Here is a 17,841-nt window from a genome sequence, read left to right as displayed (position 1 = left end):
CGCTGCCTGTGCCGCCCCTTCCGCGGGTAAACCCGCTCCTCCAGGTACGCCAAACAACTTGACTGCTGTGGTATCCCGGGCGGAGCGGGTTTACCCGCGAAGAGGCCGGTACAGGCTATAGATGCCCGCCCTGCCCCACTCAACCCTTACTTCAGTACAGCCAGTGCCGCGTTGTAGTTCGGCTCGTCAGCGATTTCGCCAACCAGTTCGCTGTGCAGCACCTTGTCGTTCTCGTCCAGCACCACTACGGCGCGGGCGGCCAGGCCGGCCAGCGGGCCGTCGGCGATGGCAACGCCGTAGTTTTCGAGGAACTCGCGGCCACGCAGGGTCGACAGGTTCTTCACGTTCTCCAGGCCTTCGGCGCCGCAGAAGCGAGCCTGGGCAAACGGCAGGTCGGCGGAGATGCACAGCACCACGGTGTTGGCCACATCGTTGGCCTGGGCGTTGAACTTGCGTACCGAAGTGGCGCAGGTCGGGGTGTCGACGCTCGGGAAGATGTTCAGCACCTTGCGCTTGCCGGCGTAGTCTTTCAGCGACTTGTCGGCCAGGCCTTCACCTACCAGGGAGAAAGCCGGAGCCTGGGCGCCGGCCTGTGGCAGGTTGCCGTTAACCTGGACCGGGTTGCCTTTGAGAGTCACTTGAGCCATGACGAAATCCTTATGCGGGGTTTGAAAAGGACACTGAGTTAAGCATGAAGGCGGCCGGGTGCCTATGGGGGCAAGTGAAATTGTTCTATTGCCAGACAATTCTTGTGGACAAAAAAATACCCGGGTTGCGACAAGCAACCCGGGCATTCTTTATAAAAGGCAGCAAATCAGCTCAGCAAGCCGTACACCACCGAAGTCAGCGCAACCAGGCCAACTGCCACGACAAACACGTTGGACGCTGCACCGCTGTACTTGCGCATCGACGGTACACGGCGAATGGCGTACATCGGCATCAGGAACAGCAGCACCGCCAGGATCGGGCCGCCCAGCGACTCGATCATGCCGAGGATGCTTGGGTTGAGGGTGGCAACGATCCAGCATACCACCAGCATCAGCGCCGCAACAACGCGGTCCAGGGCCTTGGCGCCCGGGCGTGCGCCGGTCTTGGCGATGATGCCCTTGAGGCCTTCGCTAGCACCAATGTAGTGGCCGAGGAACGACTTGGCGATGGCCACGAAGGCGATCAGCGGCGCAGCAAACTCGATGGTCGGGTTGCTGAAGTGGTTGGCCAGGTACGACAGGATCGACAGGTTCTGTGCCTTGGCTTCGGCCAGCTGGGCGCTGCTCAGGGTGAGCACGCAGCTGAACACGAAGAACAGCACCATCACCACCATCAGCAGGTGGGCACGGCGCAGGATCTGGCCGCTGCGCTCATCGGCGTGCTCGCCGTAGCGACGCTTCTGGTCAACAGCAAAGGCCGAGATGATTGGCGAGTGGTTGAACGAGAACACCATCACCGGGATGGCCAGCCACAGGGTGTGCAGGAAGGCCGAAGCCGGCGGCACCTGGGTAGCGCTGTCGAGGATACCACCGGTCCAGTGCGGCACCAGGTACAGGCCCAGCAACGCCAGGGCGACGATGAACGGGTAGACCAGCAGGCTCATGACCTTGACCGTGGCCTGCTCGCCGCAGCGCACGATGGCCAGCAGGCCGAGAATCAGCACGAACGACAGGAGCATGCGCGGCGGCGGCTGCATGTGCAGCTGGTGCTCGATGAAGCTGGACACGGTGTTGGTCAGCGCCACGCTGTAGATCAGCAGGATCGGGAAGATGGCGAAGAAATACAGCACGGTGATCGCAGCACCGGCGGTAATGCCGAAGTGCTCCTTGACCACCTCGGTGATGTCGCCGCCGTTGCGCCCGGACAGGACGAAACGGGTCAGCCCGCGGTGGGCGAAATAGGTCATCGGGAAGGCCAGTATGGCCAGGATCAGCAGCGGCCAGAAGCCGCCAAGGCCGGCGTTGATTGGCAGGAACAGGGTTCCGGCGCCAATGGCTGTGCCGAACAGGCCCAGCATCCAGGTGGTGTCGTGACGCGCCCAGCTGCCGAGGGTGGCGGGGGTCGATTCTACAAAGCGTTGTTCAACGCTTGGGGCCTGCTCATTCATTCCGGGTGAAGCTCCACTCGCAAGACTGCAACAGGCTGAGAATGGCGAAATAGTGCTATCGCCCAACTCAACCGGAAAAGAGGGGCGCGATTGTGCACGGAAAGGTTGCACTTGCGAAGCCCTTTTCCGAGGGGCGGTTGCACTTGTCTTTACAAGCGGGGTGCACCCGTGGGTTGCAAGGGTGGCTGTGGGAGCGGCCTTGCGTCGCGAAAGGAGTGCGCAGCGCCCCCACAATTTCAGCTTCGCCGCCGAAATTGCCGGGGCCCCGCACTAGGGGCCGCGCAGGGCCCCTGGAGGGTTACTTCTGAACAGCAGCGAAGGCTTCGGCAACCCGTTGCAGGTTGGCCGGGCGCAGGCCGGACATGCACACGCGGCCGCTGTCGATCAGGTACACGCCGAACTCGTCACGCAGGCGGCGTACCTGCTCGACGCTGAAGCCGGTGTAGCTGAACATGCCGCGCTGGCGCAGGAAGAACTGGAAGTCCTGGCCTGGCAGCAGTACGGCCAGGGCATCGACCAGGGCCTGGCGCATGTCGAGGATACGCTTGCGCATCACTTCGACTTCCTCGGCCCACTGGGCATTCAGGCCGGCATCGCTCAGCACGCCGGCGACCAGCTGGGCACCGAAGTTGGGCGGGCTGGAGTAGTTGCGGCGCACGGTAGCCTTGAGCTGGCCCAGCACGCTCTGCGCGGTGGCTTCGTCGTCGCAGACCACCGACAGGCCGCCGACACGCTCGCCGTACAGCGAGAAGATTTTCGAGAACGAGTTGCTGACCAGGCACGGCACGCCGGCACGGGCCATTTCGCGGATGGCGTAGGCGTCTTCCACCAGGCCTTCGGCGAAGCCCTGGTAGGCAATGTCGAGGAACGGGATCAGTTGGCGTGCCTTGACCACTTCGACCACTTGTTGCCACTGGCTTTGCGTAAGGTCGGCACCGGTAGGGTTGTGGCAGCACGGGTGCAGCAGCACCACGCTGTTGGCCGGCAGGCTCTGCAGGGTGGCCAGCATGCCGTCGAAGTCCACGCCACGGGTGGCCTGGTCGAAGTACGGGTAGGTGTGCACCTTGAAGCCGGCGCCTTCGAAGATGGCGCGATGGTTATCCCAGGTCGGGTTGCTGACCCAGACTTCGGACTGCGGGAAATAACGCTTGAGGAAGTCGGCACCGACTTTCAGCGCGCCGGAGCCGCCCACGGTTTGCACGGTGGCCACACGCCCGCCGGTCACGGCAGGGTGATCGGCACCGAACAGCAGCGCCTGGATCGCCTGGCGGTAACTGGCCAGGCCTTCCATCGGCAGGTACAGGGAGGCTTCATGGTCCTGACCGGCGATGCGCTTTTCCACCGCATCCACCGCCGCCAGTTGCGGCACCACGCCGGCCTCATCGTAGTACAGGCCGATACTCAGGTTGACCTTGTCAGCGCGCGGGTCGGCCTTGAAGGTTTCCATCAACGAGAGGATCGGGTCGCCGGCATAGGCATCGACATGTTTGAACACAGCGTGCAGCTCCTTGGATCAGGACAGTACGAAAAGTCAGCCCTGAGCATACCCGGAGTGCACGCTCAGGAACATCCACTATTGTGCAAGGTTGTCTATGCAACATTGCATGGCTCGGGATCTGTACTGGATTCTTCGCGGGTAAACACGCTCCCACAGGGATATCACCGCCCTTGAAACCTGTGCAGCACCTGTGGGAGCAGGTTTACCCGCGAAGAGGCCAGGTCAGCCAAGCAACGCTTTCAAGCCCTGCAACTCCTGCTCGGTCACCGCTACCCCCTCCTCTTCAGCCACCTCGCGCTCGCGGTAGCGCCGCTCACCCGGCATGCGCGTCAGCCCCACCGCCTGCATCTGCTCCACCAGTTCGCGGCTGCGCTGAGCAAAGCGCTCGCCCTCGGCCTTGCTCGGATCGATGACGATGATCAACTGCCCGGTCCACGGTGTTTTTGCCCCCGGGTGCCCCGACCAGTCGAACTCCCAGGAGAAATTACCGCCGGTCAGCGCCGCCGCCAGCAACTCGACCATCATCGACAGTGCCGAGCCCTTGTGGCCGCCAAACGGCAGCAAGGCGCCACCTTCCAGTATTGCCTTGGGCTCGGTGGTCGGTTCGCCATTGGCATCCACGCCCATGCCCTCTGGCAACTGCTGGCCGGCACGCGCGGCAATCTGCACGTCACCGTGGGCCATGGCGCTGGTGGCCATGTCGAAGACGATCGGGTCATGTTCGGCGCAAGGCGCGGCAAAGGCGATGGGGTTGGTACCAAACAGCGGCTTGCGGGCGCCATGTGGCACTACGCACGTCATGCTGTTGACCACGCTCAGGGCCACCAGCCCCTCTTCGGCGAACGGCTCCACATCCGGCCATAGCGCGGCGAAGTGATGCGAGTTGTGAATCGCCAGCACGGCGACGCCGGCGTTGCGCGCCTTGGCCACCAACAAGGCACGGGCCGCGGCCAGTGCCGGCTGGGCAAAACCGCCGGCGGCATCGACGGATACATAACCTGCAGCCACGTCACTGACCTTTGGCGTGGCCTGGCCATCGACCCAGCCACTGGCCAGGGTCGAGACATAGCCAGGCATGCGGAACACCCCATGGCTGTGGGCGCCATCGCGCTGGGCGCTGGCGCAGTTGTAGGCCAGCACCTGAGCGACGCTGTCGCTGCAGCCATGGCGCTGGAAAATAGCCTGCAACAGGCCCTGCAGCTCGGTAAAAGGCACGCGCACGAGGGTGCTGCTTGAAGGTGCGGACATCTGAAGCTCCTTGTTGATTTTGGAATGGCTACAGCGTTGCAACGACAAAAACTTTCCTGCATGTGACAGCATTCTGTCAAATGTTGACTTGATGACAGAAAACAGCCATTTTCATTCGTAAGCCTTACCCCTGGAGCCGCAGCATGAGCCAACCGATCAAGCAACGCCTGGAAAACAGCCTCGAAGGGGCCGCCGCTTCGGGCCGCAAGATCGCCACCTACATGCTCGCCAACCTGCAAGAACTGCCGTTCCAGACTTCGGCCAGCATTGCCGCCAAGCTGGGCGTCAGCGAATCCAGCGTCGGGCGTTTCTGCCGCTCACTGGGTTATGCCCACCTCAAGGCACTTAAGCAAGACCTGCAGAACGACCTGGGTGATGGCCCGTGGCTGGTGGGTGACCGCCTGCAAGATTACCGCCAGAACCAGGACCCCAGCGAAAACACCGGCAGCCTGGAGCTGGAAATCGCCGCCCTGGTACGCGTGCACGAATACCGCCAGAGCGCGGCCTGGCACAGCGTGGCGCAACGCCTGGCCAGCAAACCACGGGTATTCATCGCCGGTTTTCAGACTGAGCGCGGTATCGCCATGTGCATGAGCCACCTGCTGCAATACCTGCGCGATGGCGTGCAGCTGGTCGACATCAGCGCCGGGCACTTCGGCGAAGTGCTGCTGGGCCGCGCCGAACACAGCGCGCTGCTGGTGTTCGAGGCGCGCCGTTACTCCCGCCACGCCCTGCTGTTGTGCCAGAAGGCGCGCGAGGCTGGCATTGCGGTCACCCTGGTGACCGATACCTTTTGTGACTGGGCCGATGCCAACGCCGACGAGGTGTTCCGTATCCCCACCGAGTTCAACCTGTTCTGGGAATCCACCTCGACCATGCTGTCGTGGGTGCACCTGATGGTCAACGAGGTCTGCAAGAAGCTCGGACCGGATGTTGAAAAACGCTTGGAAGCGACTGCCGCTCTACATAACGAATTCGTCGGCTACACCTCGTGGTCGGCGGGAAAACAACAATAGCAAGAGTGCAATGAGGTGCGAGATGAACAAGACCATGGCTTTGGTGGGTGCGTGCGCCCTGCTGCTGACGGGTGCCGCCAGTGCCGAAACCCTGCGCTTCGCCACCGAGGGTGCCTACCCGCCCTTCAACTATGTCGACGCCAACAACCAGCTGCATGGCTTTGACATCGATATCACCCATGCCCTGTGCGAACAGATGAAAGTCGAGTGCACGCTGGTGGCCCAGGACTGGGAAGGCATCATCCCGGCACTGATGGCACGCAAATATGACGCGGTGGTCGCGTCGATGATCGACACTGAAGAACGGCGCAAGAAAATCGCTTTCACCGACCATTACTACCGCACCCCGCTAACCGTTGCGGTGGCCAAGGACAGCAAGATCAACGATGCCCAGACCGACTTTGTCGGCTATACCGTTGGCGCGCAGTCGTCTTCTACCCAGGCAATCTACGCCGAGGACGTGTACGCCAAGGCCGGCGCCGATGTGAAGCTGTACCCGACCATGGACGAAGCCAACGCCGACCTGGCCGCTGGCCGCCTCGATGGCGTGATTGCCGATAAATTCCCGCTGCACGAGTGGATGACCAAGAACGGCGCGGACTGCTGCAAGATCCTTGGCGACGTGGCCGACACCAAGGCCGATGCTGCCATTGCCGTGCGCAAGGACGACGAAGCCCTGCGCCAGCGCCTGAACACCGCGCTGCAGCAGATCGTGGCCAACGGCACCTACCAGAAGATCGCCAGCAAGTACTTTGCTTTCGATATCTACAACTGATCTTCAGGAAGTTTTGCGCATTCCCTGTGGGAGCGGCCTTGCGTCGCGATAGGGCCGCGTAGCGGCCCCGGCAATCGGTGCTGTTGCATGAATCCTGGGGCCGCTGCGCAGCCCTTTCGCGACGCAAGGCCGCTCCCACAGAGACCGCATTACAAGCCCAAGGGGTTCGTCATGCTCGATCAATTGTCCTTGCTGTCCTTCGCCAGTGGAGGCTGGGGCCAGGCGCTGCTGGCCGGCGCGCTGGTTACCGTTTCGCTGGCCCTGGCCTGCCTGCCCATCGGCCTGCCACTGGGCCTGGTGGTCGCCCTGGCAGCACGCTCGCGCAAGCGCCTGCCACGGGCCTGGGCCACCACCTTTTCCACCGTGTTCCGCGGCCTGCCCGAGCTGCTGACATTGCTGATCATCTATTACGGCTGCCAGATCGCCGCGCAGAAGATTCTCGCCGCCATGGGCTACCAGGGTGAGTTCCTGATCAACACCTTCCTCGCCGCCATGATCGCCTTCAGCCTGGTGTTCGCCGCGTTCTCCAGCGAGATCTGGCTGGCAGCCTTCAAGACCCTGCCCAAGGGCCAGCTGGAAGCCTGCTCGGCATTGGGCCTGAGCAAGCGCACCGGCTTCTTCAAGGTGCTGCTGCCACAGCTTACCCGCATCGCCCTGCCCGGCCTCTCCAACAACTGGCTGTCGCTGCTCAAGGACACCTCACTGGTATCGACCATCTCGCTGGTCGACCTGATGCGCCAAACCAACCTGGCGGTCAGCGTGACCAAGGAGCCGATGTTCTTCTATGGCGTCGCTTGCTTGGGCTACCTGCTGTTCGCTGCCATTTCCGGGCGCGTGTTCGCCTTCATCGAACGGCGCAGTAACCGCCACCTGCAAGGAGCACGCGCATGAGCTTCGATCAATTGCTGGCACTGGTGCTCGACCCCGACCTGCTGGAGCGCTACGGCCCGCGCTTCCTCGACGGCCTGCTGGTAACCGCCAAGCTGGTGGCCATTTCCTTCAGCCTGGGCGCGGTGCTTGGCCTGTTGCTGGCCCTGGCGCGCATGTCGCGCAGCCTGCTGCTGCAGCGCATGGCCGCTGGCTACGTGTATTTCTTCCGCGGTTCGCCGCTGTTGGCCCAGTTGTTCCTGCTGTATTACGGCCTGGGCTCGCTCAAGGGCTTCTGGCAGGACGTTGGCCTGTGGTGGTTCTTCCGCGAGGCGTGGTTCTGCACTTTGCTGGCATTCACCCTGAACACCGCCGCCTACCAGGCCGAGATCTTCCGCGGCAGCCTGATGGCGGTCGCCCCTGGCCAGCACGAAGCCGCCCGGGCGCTGAACCTGAAACGCTCGACCACCTTCTTCAAGGTGATATTGCCGCAGTCGCTGCTGGTGGCCATCGGCCCGCTGGGCAACGAGCTGATCCTGATGATCAAGGCCAGCGCGATTGCCTCGCTGGTGACCATCTATGACCTGATGGGCGTGACCAAACTGGCCTTCTCACGCAGTTTCGACTTCCAGATCTACCTGTGGGCCGCCGTGCTCTACCTGGTGATCGTCGAACTGGTACGGCGCCTGCTGAAACACCTGGAAGCCCGCCTGGGCCGCCACCTGAACTGACCGAAGGATACGTTCCATGCATTGCCAGACCCTTGTCCTCGGCGCCGGCATCGTCGGCGTCAGCACCGCCCTGCACCTGCAGGCCCGCAGGCGCCAGGTGATCCTGATCGACCGTGACGAACCAGGTAGCGGTACCAGCCACGGCAACGCCGGGCTGATCGAGCGCTCCAGCGTGATCCCCTATGCCTTCCCGAGGCAACTGAGTGCGCTGCTGCGCTACGGCCTTAACCGCCAACCCGATGTGCGCTATAGCCTGGCGCACCTGCCCAAGGCCGCACCCTGGCTGTGGCGCTATTGGCGCCAGTCGGCCCCCGGGCGCCTGGCCGGCGCTGCTGCCGACATGCTGCCGCTGGTGCAGCGCTGCGTCGAAGAGCACGACGCGCTGATCGCTGCCGCCGGCCTTGAAGGGTTGGTGCAGGCCAAAGGCTGGATCGAGGTGTTCCGCGACCCGGCGCTGTTCGAGCAGGCCAAGGCCGACGCCAAGGGCCTGAGCCGGTATGGTCTGCAATTCGAAATCCTCGAATGCGGGCAATTGCAAGCCCGCGAACACCAGTTGGACACCACCGTGGTCGGCGGCATCCACTGGCTCGACCCCAAGACCGTGAACAACCCTGGCGCGCTCACCCGTGGCTACGCTGCGCTGTTCGTGCAACGGGGCGGCCAGTTCCTGTACGGCGATGCGCGCAGCCTGCGCCAGGTCAACGGGCAATGGCAGGTCGACAGCCGCCGTGGCCCGATCATCGCCGACGAGGTGGTGGCCTGCCTCGGCCCGCAGTCGGCTGACCTGTTCAGCGGCCTGGGCTACCAGATCCCGCTGGCGATCAAGCGTGGCTACCACATGCACTACAGCACCCGCGCCGGCGCCCAGCTGGAGCATTCCATCTGCGACACCCAGGGCGGCTACGTGCTGGCACCCATGGCGCGCGGCGTGCGCCTGACCACCGGCATCGAGTTCGACGCCAGCAGCGCACCCGGCAACCAGATCCAGCTGGGCCGCTGCGAGGCGCTGGCACGCAAGCTGTTCCCGGCCTTGGGCGAGCGCCTGGACGACACCCCGTGGCTGGGCCGCCGCCCGTGCCTGCCCGACATGCGCCCGGTGATCGGCCCGGCACCGCGTCACCCGGGGCTGTGGTTCAACTTCGGCCACGCCCACCATGGCCTCACCCTGGGGCCGGTCAGCGGCCGATTGGTGGCCGAACTGGTGACCGGCGAGCGCCCTTTTACCGACCCAGCGCCTTACAGCGCGAGCCGTTTCGACTGAACCCACGCGGGAGAACAACAAGATGACCGCACCACTGAGCCTTGCCACCCTTGCCCCTGAACCCGACCCGCGTCCGGTGCTGATCCGCATCGAAGGCCTGAACAAGCACTACGGCGCGTTCCACGTACTGCGCGACATCGACCTGCAGGTGCGCGAAGGCGAACGCATCGTGCTGTGCGGGCCGTCCGGCTCGGGCAAATCGACCCTGATCCGCTGCATCAACCGCTTGGAAATCGCCCAGCAGGGCAGCATCCAGGTGGACGGCATCGACCTGGCGGCTACCAGCCGCGAGGCGGCGCAGGTGCGCAGCGACATCGGCATGGTGTTCCAGCACTTCAACCTGTTCCCGCACATGAGTGTGCTCGACAACTGCCTGCTGGCCCCCACCAGTGTGCGTGGGTTGTCACGCAAAGATGCCGAGGAGCGGGCGCGCATGTACCTGAAGAAGGTGGGTATCGAAAGCCAGGCGCACAAGTACCCCAGCCAGTTGTCTGGCGGCCAGCAGCAGCGTGTGGCGATTGCCCGGGCGTTGTGCATGAAGCCTCGGATCATGCTGTTCGACGAGCCTACTTCGGCACTGGACCCGGAAATGGTTGCCGAGGTGCTGGATGTGCTGGTGCAGCTGGCCGGTACCGGCATGACCATGCTTTGTGTTACCCATGAAATGGGCTTTGCCCGGCAGGTGGCCGAGCGGGTGCTGTTCCTGGAGGGCGGGCAGATCATCGAGGACAGCCCGCCGCAGGTGTTCTTCAACCAGCCGCGTACCGAGCGGGCCAAGGGCTTCCTGGCGCAGATACTGCACTGAATCAAAGTTGATCAAGGCTGGCGCGATTCCGTGTAGGACCGCGCCTGCTGGAGGAAAAGGCGATCCCTGCACCACCTTCATTGCACCGCTGCAAAGACCCAACTGCGTCGTTAAATATTATTGACCTTCACCCCCGCCAAACCCACGCCGCTACAGGCCCGCATGGGTTTCAGCCCCCAAAAACCGGTGCATTCCCCGCATTAAAGCCCTCTTCAGTCGTTTGACATATCGAACGGCTCTGGCAAGCTATCTACAGGCCCCGACCGGAATCGTCGCCTCGACGAGCCGGCAGTGCTCGGGGCTACAGGCAGCACTCAGAGCCCCGCGCCGTGCGCCTGCACAACAACGACAGGCTGAACCTGTCCCAAGGTGACATATGTCCAACAGCAACATTGGCAACAAGCAACCTTCCCTGCGCAAACCCGTCGTCCTGATGACCATGGGCAGCCAAGAGCGCAAAGGCCATGACTACCAGGTCATGACCCATAAATACATCACCCCGCTGGTCGAGTTTTCCGATTGCGTCCCGGTACTGGTGCCCACCTGCTGCGGCACTGAAGACCTGGAGACCTACCTGGACATGGCCGACGGCGTATACCTGACCGGCGCTGGCAGCAACATCGACCCGGCCCTGTACGGCCAGGAAAACCAGACCCCAGGCAAAGGCCAGGACCAGAACCGCGACCTGTTCGACATCCCGCTGGTCAAGGCGGCGCTCAAGCGTGGCCTGCCAATCTTCGGCATCTGCCGTGGCATGCAGGAAATCAACGTGGCCTTGGGTGGCGACATCTACCAAAAGGTGTACGCCGAGCCTGGTTTCAACGACCACCGGGAAAACCCGGAAGACCCGGTCGAGGTGCAGTACGCCCAGGTGCACAGCGTGAAAATCAAGCCGGGCAGCTGGCTGCGTGACACCCTGGGTACCGATGAAATTCGCGTCAACTCGCTGCATGGCCAGGGTCTGCACAAGCTCGGAGCCGGCATCGAGGCCATCGCCCACGCCGAAGACGGTCTGGTCGAAGCCATTCACGCCCCGAGCATTTCGCCGTTCCTGTTCGCCGTGCAGTGGCACCCGGAGTGGCAAGCGGCGAAGAACCCTGATTCGATCAAGATCTTCCAGGCTTTCGGCGATGCCTGCCGGGCCCAGGTACGCAAGGCGCAGATCAAGCGCGCGGCCTGACCTTCAGTTTCCTCTGCTTTGATCGCGGGGCGGCGCAAGGCCGCCCCCGTTTCCCCGGTCACCCTCTGCTGGTCCCAGAACACTTCCCGTGGAATCGGGCGGCGGGCTTGTGCCTGTCTCCGCGATCGTTTTTTCCTGCACCCTCAAGAGATACGATGACTGATTGCAGATAGGCTGCCATCAGCGTCTCCTGCATCTTTTGTTGTCGCCAGCACCGGCCTCTTCGCGGGCTCGCCCGCTCCCACAGTGATCTTCACAGTTCTACAAGGCTGCGCCGTAACCTGTGGGAGCGGGTTCACCCGCGAAGGGGCCGGCACAGGCGGAATCACCTCCACCTCAAAAAATCTCACCAAGGGGCTAGTCATCGTACAAGTTGTACGATAACTTACCTCCAACGCAGAACAACACCCTTCACCCAAGCGCCACAGGATGCCAACAACAATGACTCCACAAGAACTGAAATCCATCCTCTCCCACGGCCTGCTGTCTTTCCCGGTCACCGACTTCAACGCCCAGGGCGACTTCAACCCGGCTGGCTACATCAAGCGCCTGGAATGGCTGGCCCCTTACGGTGCCAGCGCCCTGTTCGCTGCCGGTGGCACCGGTGAGTTCTTCTCCCTGGCCGCCAGCGAATACAGCCAGGTGATCAAGACCGCAGTCGACACCTGTGCCACTTCGGTACCGATCCTCGCTGGCGTCGGTGGCTCCACCCGCCAGGCCATCGAGTACGCGCAAGAGGCCGAGCGCCTGGGTGCCAAGGGCCTGCTGCTGCTGCCGCACTACCTGACCGAGGCCAGCCAGGAGGGCGTTGCCGCCCACGTCGAGGCGGTGTGCAAATCGGTGAAGATCGGCGTGGTGGTGTACAACCGCAACGTCTGCCGCCTGAATGCCGACCTGCTGGAAAAACTGGCCGAGCGCTGCCCGAACCTGATCGGCTACAAGGACGGTCTGGGTGATATCGAGCTGATGGTGTCGATCCGTCGTCGCCTGGGCGACCGCTTCAGCTACCTGGGTGGCCTGCCGACCGCCGAAGTGTATGCTGCCGCCTACAAAGCCCTGGGTGTACCGGTTTATTCGTCCGCGGTGTTCAACTTCGTGCCGAAGACCGCCATGGACTTCTACAACGCCATCGCCCGTGACGACCATGCCACTGTAGCCAAGCTGATCGACGATTTCTTCCTGCCGTACCTGGACATCCGTAACCGCAAGGCCGGCTACGCCGTGAGCATCGTCAAGGCCGGCGCCAAGATCGCCGGTTACGACGCCGGCCCGGTGCGCACCCCACTGACCGACCTCACCGCCGCAGAGTACGAAATGCTCGCCGCGCTGATGGACAAGATGGGCCCGCAGTAAGCGTAGCCTGCGGCCTGCCAGATGCCGCGCCCGGAGTGGGCCAGCCCCACTCCGGTTACAATTCGTGAGCCCGCACAAAAAAATAACTAGTGGGAGTATTGCCAGCATGCAAGCGACTAAAAAGACGCATGTGCGCTACCTGATCCTGTTCATGCTGTTTCTGGTGACCACGATCAACTATGCCGACCGCGCTACCATCGCCATTGCAGGCTCCAGCCTGCAGAAAGACCTCGGCATTGACGCCGTAACCCTCGGTTATATCTTCTCCGCCTTCGGATGGGCTTACGTGGCTGGCCAGATACCTGGGGGCTGGCTGCTCGATCGCTTCGGTTCCAAGAACGTCTACGCCTTCAGTATCTTCACCTGGTCGCTGTTCACCCTGCTGCAGGGGTTTGTCGGTGGTTTGCCGGTGGCTTGGGCCGTAGTCACTCTCTTCACCCTGCGCTTTCTGGTCGGTTTTGCCGAAGCCCCGTCGTTCCCGGGTAACGCGCGTATCGTCGCGGCCTGGTTCCCGACTCAGGAACGTGGCACTGCCTCGGCCATCTTCAACTCGGCGCAATACTTCGCCACCGCACTGTTCGCGCCAATCATGGGCTGGATCGTGTTCAGCTTCGGCTGGGAGCATGTGTTCGTGGTCATGGGCGCTCTGGGCATCGTGTTCTCCATGGTCTGGCTGAAGACCATCCACAACCCCAGGCAGCACCCGCGCATCAGCCCAGCCGAACTCGAGCACATCGAGCAGAACGGCGGCCTGGTGGACATGGACCAGAAGCGCGGCAACGATGGCCCGAAATGGGGCTACATCAAGCAACTGCTGACCAGCCGCATGCTGCTGGGTGTATACCTGGGCCAGTACTGCATCAACGCCATTACCTACTTCTTCCTTACCTGGTTCCCGGTGTACCTGGTGCAGGAACGTGGCATGACCATCCTCAAGGCCGGCTTCATCGCCTCGCTGCCTGCAGTTTGCGGGTTCATCGGTGGTGTGCTGGGCGGCGTGATCTCGGACTGGCTGCTGCGCCGCGGCAACTCGCTGACGTTCTCGCGCAAACTGCCGATCGTCTGCGGCCTGCTGCTGTCCACCACCATGGTGTTCTGCAACTACGTTGACGCCGAGTGGATGGTGGTCGGCTTCATGACCCTGGCATTCTTCGGCAAAGGTATCGGTGCGTTGGGCTGGGCGGTAGTCGCCGACACCTCGCCGAAGCAGATTGCCGGGCTGTCGGGCGGGCTGTTCAACACCTTCGGCAACATCGCCTCGATCACCACCCCTATCGTGATCGGCTACATCATCAGCGCCACCGGTTCGTTCAAGTGGGCCCTGGTGTATGTAGGGGCCAATGCCCTGGTAGCGGTGTTCAGCTACCTGGTGATCGTCGGCCCGATCAAGCGTATCGAGCTGCGTGAAACCCCAAAGCCTGAAGCCGAGCCAGCTGCCAACGGCGAGCTGGCCAGCTCGCGACACTGAGTGAACACGCCCGCGCCGGCAACCCCGGTGCGGGCGGATGTACAAAAGCCTGAGAACCTGACAAGTAGGGCCCAACCATGCAGTTGATCGAACATTCCGACTCGCCCCGCTACGTCCGCCTGCACGACGACGACAATGTCGTGGTGGTGGTCAATGACGGCGGCCTGGGCGAAGGCGCCCGCTTTGCCGACGGCCTGACCCTGGTCGAAGGCGTGCCACAGAGCCACAAGGTTGCCACCGTGGCCATCGCCAAGGGCGAGCCGGTGCGCCGCTATGGGCAAATCATCGGCTATGCGCTGGAAGACCTGCGCCAGGGCAGCTGGGTGCAGGAAAGCCAGTTGGCCATGCCAGCCGCCCCGGAGCTGGACAGCCTGCCACGCTGCGACGCTGTTCCGCAGCCGCTGCCGCCGCTGGAAGGCTTCAGCTTCGAAGGCTACCGCAACGCCGACGGCACCGTCGGCACCCGCAACATCCTTGGCATCACCACCACTGTGCAGTGCGTGACCGGCGTGCTGGAACATGCGGTCAAACGCATCCGCAGCGAACTGCTGCCCAAGTACCCCAACGTCGATGATGTGGTGGCCATCACCCACAGCTATGGCTGCGGCGTGGCAATCAACGCGCGTGATGCCTACATCCCGATCCGCACCGTGCGCAACCTGGCGCGCAACCCCAACCTGGGTGGCGAGGCACTGGTCATCAGCCTGGGCTGCGAAAAACTGCAGGCCGGCCAGGTGATGCACGACAACGACCCGTCGGTAGACCTCAGCGAGCCGTGGCTGTACCGCCTGCAGGACGCCAGCCTGGGCTTTGTGGAAATGATCGAACAGATCATGGAACTGGCCGAAACCCGCCTGAAAAAACTCGACCAGCGCCGCCGCGAAACCGTACCGGCCAGTGAACTGATCCTCGGCATGCAGTGCGGAGGCAGCGACGCCTTCTCGGGCATCACCGCCAACCCGGCACTGGGCTACGCCGCCGACCTGCTGGTGCGCGCCGGTGCCACCGTGCTGTTCTCGGAAGTGACCGAGGTGCGCGACGCCATCTACATGCTGACCTCGCGCGCAGAAAACCAGGACGTCGCCGATGCACTGGTACGCGAAATGGACTGGTACGACCACTACCTGCAGCAGGGCGCCGCCGATCGCAGCGCCAACACCACGCCGGGCAACAAGAAAGGTGGCCTGTCGAACATCGTCGAGAAATCCCTGGGGTCGATCGTCAAGTCTGGCAGCGGTGCCATCCAGGGCGTGCTCGGCCCTGGCGAGCGAGTAAACCGCAAGGGCCTGATCTTCTGCGCCACCCCGGCCAGCGACTTCGTCTGCGGCACCCTGCAACTGGCTGCCGGCATGAACCTGCACGTGTTCACCACCGGCCGCGGCACCCCTTACGGCCTGGCCATGGCGCCGGTGGTCAAGGTGTGCACCCGCAGCGAACTGGCCCAGCGCTGGCCCGACCTGATCGACATCGACGCCGGGCGCATCGCCAGTGGCCGCTCGACCATCGAGGAACTGGGCTGGGAGCTGTTCCATTACTACCTGGACGTGGCCAGCGGCCGCAAGCAGACCTGGGCAGAACAGCACCGCTTGCACAACGACATCACCCTGTTCAACCCGGCACCGATTACCTGATGCCCCAAGCTTGCTCGGTCTCACAGTGAGTCGCGATCCCTGTGGGAGCGGGTTCACCCGCGAAGAATCCAGCGCGGTGCTTGGCACCGGCTTCGCCGGTGTTCGCGGGTGAACCCGCTCCCACAGGGCCCGAGCAAACTCCTCAAGCAAGTTCTCTTCCTTCACAACTCTCTACAGGAGCACCCCATGCCTGAAATCCTCGGCCACAACTTCATCGCCGGCCAGCGCAGCGCCGCTGGCCCACAGCGCCTGCAGAGCCTGGACGCCAGCACTGGCGAAGCCCTGCCCTACAGCTTTGCCCAAGCCACCGAAAGCGAAGTGGACCAGGCCGCCAAGGCCGCCGCCGCCGCCTTCGTCGAATTCCGCCAACTGGCCCCAGTGCGTCGTGCCGAGTTCCTCGACGCCATCGCCGCCGAACTGGACGAACTGGATGACGCCTTCGTCGCCATCGTCTGCCGTGAAACCGCCCTGCCCGCCGCCCGCATCCAGGGTGAGCGCGGCCGTACCAGTGGCCAGATGCGCCTGTTTGCCCAAGTGCTGCGCCGGGGCGACTTCCTCGGTGCGCGCATCGACCTGGCCCTGCCCGAACGGCAGCCGCTGCCACGCGTAGACGTGCGCCAGATGCGCATTGGCGTCGGCCCGGTCGCCGTGTTCGGTGCCAGCAACTTCCCGCTGGCCTTCTCCACTGCCGGTGGCGACACCGCTGCGGCACTGGCCGCCGGCTGCCCGGTGGTGTTCAAGGCGCACAGCGGCCACATGGCCACCGCCGACCTGGTCGGCTGTGCCATCGTGCGCGCCGCCGAGCGCACCGGCATGCCCAAAGGTGTGTTCAACATGGTCTTCGGTGGCGGCGTGGGCGAGTGGCTGGTCAAGCACCCGGCTATCCAGGCCGTTGGCTTCACGGGTTCGCTGAAAGGCGGCGATGCCCTGTGCCGCATGGCCGCCGAGCGCCCGCAGCCGATTCCGGTATTCGCCGAGATGTCCAGCATCAACCCGGTGATCATCCTGCCGGGCGCGCTAGCCAAGCGTGGCGAGGCCATTGCCCGTGAACTGGCCGGCTCGGTATGCATGGGTGCCGGCCAGTTCTGCACCAACCCTGGCCTGGTGATCGGCGTGCAGTCGCCGCAGTACAGCCAGTTGCTGGCTGACCTGGGCCAGCACCTGGGCCTACAGGCCGGGCAGACCATGCTCAACGCTGGCGGCCTGCGCAGCTACGTGGGTGGCCTGGAGCACCTGCACAGCCATGCCGGTATCGAGCACTTGGCCGGCCAGGTGCAGGAAGGCAGCCAGGCCCGCGCCCAACTGTTCAAGGCCGATGCACGCCTGCTGGTCGAGTCTGACCCGCTGCTGCAAGAAGAAGTGTTCGGCCCCACCACCGTGGCCGTGGAAGTGCAAGACAACGACCAGCTGCGCGCCGCCCTGCTTGGCCTGCGCGGCCAGCTGACCGCGACGCTGATCGGCGAGCCTGAGGACTTCGAGGCCTTTGCCTGGCTGGTGCCGCTGCTGGAAGAGAAAGTCGGGCGGATCCTGGTCAATGGCTACCCTACTGGAGTCGAAGTGTGTGATGCCATGGTTCACGGCGGGCCATACCCGGCAACCTCGGATGCGCGTGGCACCTCGGTCGGCACCCTGGCCATCGACCGTTTCCTGCGGCCGGTGTGCTACCAGAACTACCCGCAGGCGCTGCTGCCTGAGGCACTGCGCGATGGCAACCCGCTGGGGCTGCGTCGGCTGGTGAATGGGCAGTGGAGCGACGGGGCGATCTGATCGATTTCCAGAAACAACAAAGCCCCGCGCATGGCGTAATGCTGTTCACTTAAGCATTTGAGTCCGAGCCAGGGTTTCTAGAAAATCCGATACCAGCCCCCTGGTATCGGATTTTTTTATGCCCATTCAGCAGCAATTGCTCGACC

At 63.5% G+C, this 17,841-nt stretch carries 15 protein-coding genes; 11 read left to right on the top strand and 4 right to left on the bottom strand.

The genetic code is table 11. From position 1 onward, the window contains the following. Nucleotides 1–146: 146 nt before the first annotated feature. The 4 genes from tpx to ABE456_RS25290 form a co-directional block, all read right to left on the bottom strand. Nucleotides 147–647 (bottom strand): thiol peroxidase, encoded by a 501-nt coding sequence (gene tpx / locus ABE456_RS25305; protein WP_346646376.1) that lies wholly within the window; start codon nt 645–647, stop codon nt 147–149. A 167-nt stretch (nt 648–814) separates the two neighbouring features. Next, nucleotides 815–2,095 (bottom strand): serine/threonine transporter, encoded by a 1,281-nt coding sequence (locus tag ABE456_RS25300; RefSeq protein WP_346646375.1) that lies wholly within the window; start codon nt 2,093–2,095, stop codon nt 815–817. Between the two features lie 298 nt (nt 2,096–2,393). Next, nucleotides 2,394–3,590 (bottom strand): amino acid aminotransferase, encoded by a 1,197-nt coding sequence (locus tag ABE456_RS25295; protein ID WP_346646374.1) that lies wholly within the window; start codon nt 3,588–3,590, stop codon nt 2,394–2,396. A gap of 225 nt (nt 3,591–3,815) precedes the next feature. Further along, nucleotides 3,816–4,841 carry an Ldh family oxidoreductase gene (locus ABE456_RS25290; protein ID WP_346646373.1) on the bottom strand — a complete coding sequence of 342 codons (1,026 nt, stop codon included), beginning with the start codon at nt 4,839–4,841 and terminating at the stop codon, nt 3,816–3,818. Nucleotides 4,842–4,984: 143 nt separating this feature from the next. On the opposite strand from ABE456_RS25290, the gene ABE456_RS25285 reads away from it, so the two are divergent. The 11 genes from ABE456_RS25285 (at nt 4,985) to ABE456_RS25235 (ending at nt 17,695) form a co-directional block, all read left to right on the top strand. After that, a complete protein-coding gene (locus tag ABE456_RS25285) occupies nt 4,985–5,857 on the top strand; it encodes a MurR/RpiR family transcriptional regulator (RefSeq protein WP_346646372.1) in 873 nt (290 codons plus the stop codon). A 22-nt stretch (nt 5,858–5,879) separates the two neighbouring features. Continuing rightward, nucleotides 5,880–6,632, top strand: a complete 753-nt coding sequence (locus ABE456_RS25280) for a transporter substrate-binding domain-containing protein (protein WP_346646371.1) — start codon at nt 5,880–5,882, stop codon at nt 6,630–6,632. A 171-nt stretch (nt 6,633–6,803) separates the two neighbouring features. Continuing rightward, a complete protein-coding gene (locus tag ABE456_RS25275) occupies nt 6,804–7,523 on the top strand; it encodes an ABC transporter permease subunit (RefSeq protein ID WP_004376260.1) in 720 nt (239 codons plus the stop codon). Continuing rightward, a complete protein-coding gene (locus tag ABE456_RS25270; RefSeq protein WP_346646370.1) occupies nt 7,520–8,230 on the top strand; it encodes an ABC transporter permease subunit in 711 nt (236 codons plus the stop codon). The genes ABE456_RS25275 and ABE456_RS25270 overlap by 4 nt, the downstream gene beginning before the upstream one ends. A 16-nt stretch (nt 8,231–8,246) precedes the next feature. Then, the gene (locus tag ABE456_RS25265) at nt 8,247–9,491 is read left to right on the top strand and encodes an FAD-binding oxidoreductase (protein ID WP_346646369.1); all 1,245 of its coding nucleotides are present in this window, start codon (nt 8,247–8,249) and stop codon (nt 9,489–9,491) included. Between the two features lie 22 nt (nt 9,492–9,513). Beyond that, complete coding sequence (locus ABE456_RS25260; RefSeq protein ID WP_346646368.1) at nt 9,514–10,296, top strand: amino acid ABC transporter ATP-binding protein; 783 nt, start codon at nt 9,514–9,516, stop codon at nt 10,294–10,296. 376 nt (nt 10,297–10,672) lie between these two features. Beyond that, a complete protein-coding gene (locus tag ABE456_RS25255; protein WP_346646367.1) occupies nt 10,673–11,476 on the top strand; it encodes a type 1 glutamine amidotransferase in 804 nt (267 codons plus the stop codon). A gap of 441 nt (nt 11,477–11,917) precedes the next feature. Further along, nucleotides 11,918–12,829 (top strand): 5-dehydro-4-deoxyglucarate dehydratase, encoded by a 912-nt coding sequence (gene kdgD, locus ABE456_RS25250; protein WP_346646366.1) that lies wholly within the window; start codon nt 11,918–11,920, stop codon nt 12,827–12,829. Between the two features lie 106 nt (nt 12,830–12,935). Beyond that, nucleotides 12,936–14,297 carry an MFS transporter gene (locus tag ABE456_RS25245; protein ID WP_346646365.1) on the top strand — a complete coding sequence of 454 codons (1,362 nt, stop codon included), beginning with the start codon at nt 12,936–12,938 and terminating at the stop codon, nt 14,295–14,297. 77 nt (nt 14,298–14,374) lie between these two features. After that, on the top strand, nt 14,375–15,928 hold the full coding sequence (garD, locus tag ABE456_RS25240) for a galactarate dehydratase (RefSeq protein WP_346646364.1): 1,554 nt from the start codon (nt 14,375–14,377) through the stop codon (nt 15,926–15,928). A gap of 186 nt (nt 15,929–16,114) precedes the next feature. Beyond that, nucleotides 16,115–17,695 carry an aldehyde dehydrogenase (NADP(+)) gene (locus tag ABE456_RS25235; protein WP_346646363.1) on the top strand — a complete coding sequence of 527 codons (1,581 nt, stop codon included), beginning with the start codon at nt 16,115–16,117 and terminating at the stop codon, nt 17,693–17,695. Nucleotides 17,696–17,841 lie beyond the last annotated feature (146 nt).

This window comes from Pseudomonas sp. TWI929 (assembly GCF_039673335.1).
Taxonomy (GTDB): Bacteria; Pseudomonadota; Gammaproteobacteria; order Pseudomonadales; family Pseudomonadaceae; genus Aquipseudomonas.
Note: the sequence above shows the minus strand (reverse complement) of the source record. Positions and strands in the feature narration are given on the sequence as shown.

Coding starts and splice junctions, on each gene's coding strand:
- tpx (WP_346646376.1), bottom strand. CDS start 647: ATGGCTCAAGTGACTCTCAAAGGCAACCCGGTCCAGGTTAACGGCAAC.
- ABE456_RS25300 (WP_346646375.1), bottom strand. CDS start 2,095: ATGAATGAGCAGGCCCCAAGCGTTGAACAACGCTTTGTAGAATCGACC.
- ABE456_RS25290 (WP_346646373.1), bottom strand. CDS start 4,841: ATGTCCGCACCTTCAAGCAGCACCCTCGTGCGCGTGCCTTTTACCGAG.
- ABE456_RS25285 (WP_346646372.1), top strand. CDS start 4,985: ATGAGCCAACCGATCAAGCAACGCCTGGAAAACAGCCTCGAAGGGGCC.
- ABE456_RS25280 (WP_346646371.1), top strand. CDS start 5,880: ATGAACAAGACCATGGCTTTGGTGGGTGCGTGCGCCCTGCTGCTGACG.
- ABE456_RS25275 (WP_004376260.1), top strand. CDS start 6,804: ATGCTCGATCAATTGTCCTTGCTGTCCTTCGCCAGTGGAGGCTGGGGC.
- ABE456_RS25270 (WP_346646370.1), top strand. CDS start 7,520: ATGAGCTTCGATCAATTGCTGGCACTGGTGCTCGACCCCGACCTGCTG.
- ABE456_RS25265 (WP_346646369.1), top strand. CDS start 8,247: ATGCATTGCCAGACCCTTGTCCTCGGCGCCGGCATCGTCGGCGTCAGC.
- ABE456_RS25260 (WP_346646368.1), top strand. CDS start 9,514: ATGACCGCACCACTGAGCCTTGCCACCCTTGCCCCTGAACCCGACCCG.
- ABE456_RS25255 (WP_346646367.1), top strand. CDS start 10,673: ATGTCCAACAGCAACATTGGCAACAAGCAACCTTCCCTGCGCAAACCC.
- kdgD (WP_346646366.1), top strand. CDS start 11,918: ATGACTCCACAAGAACTGAAATCCATCCTCTCCCACGGCCTGCTGTCT.
- ABE456_RS25245 (WP_346646365.1), top strand. CDS start 12,936: ATGCAAGCGACTAAAAAGACGCATGTGCGCTACCTGATCCTGTTCATG.
- garD (WP_346646364.1), top strand. CDS start 14,375: ATGCAGTTGATCGAACATTCCGACTCGCCCCGCTACGTCCGCCTGCAC.
- ABE456_RS25235 (WP_346646363.1), top strand. CDS start 16,115: ATGCCTGAAATCCTCGGCCACAACTTCATCGCCGGCCAGCGCAGCGCC.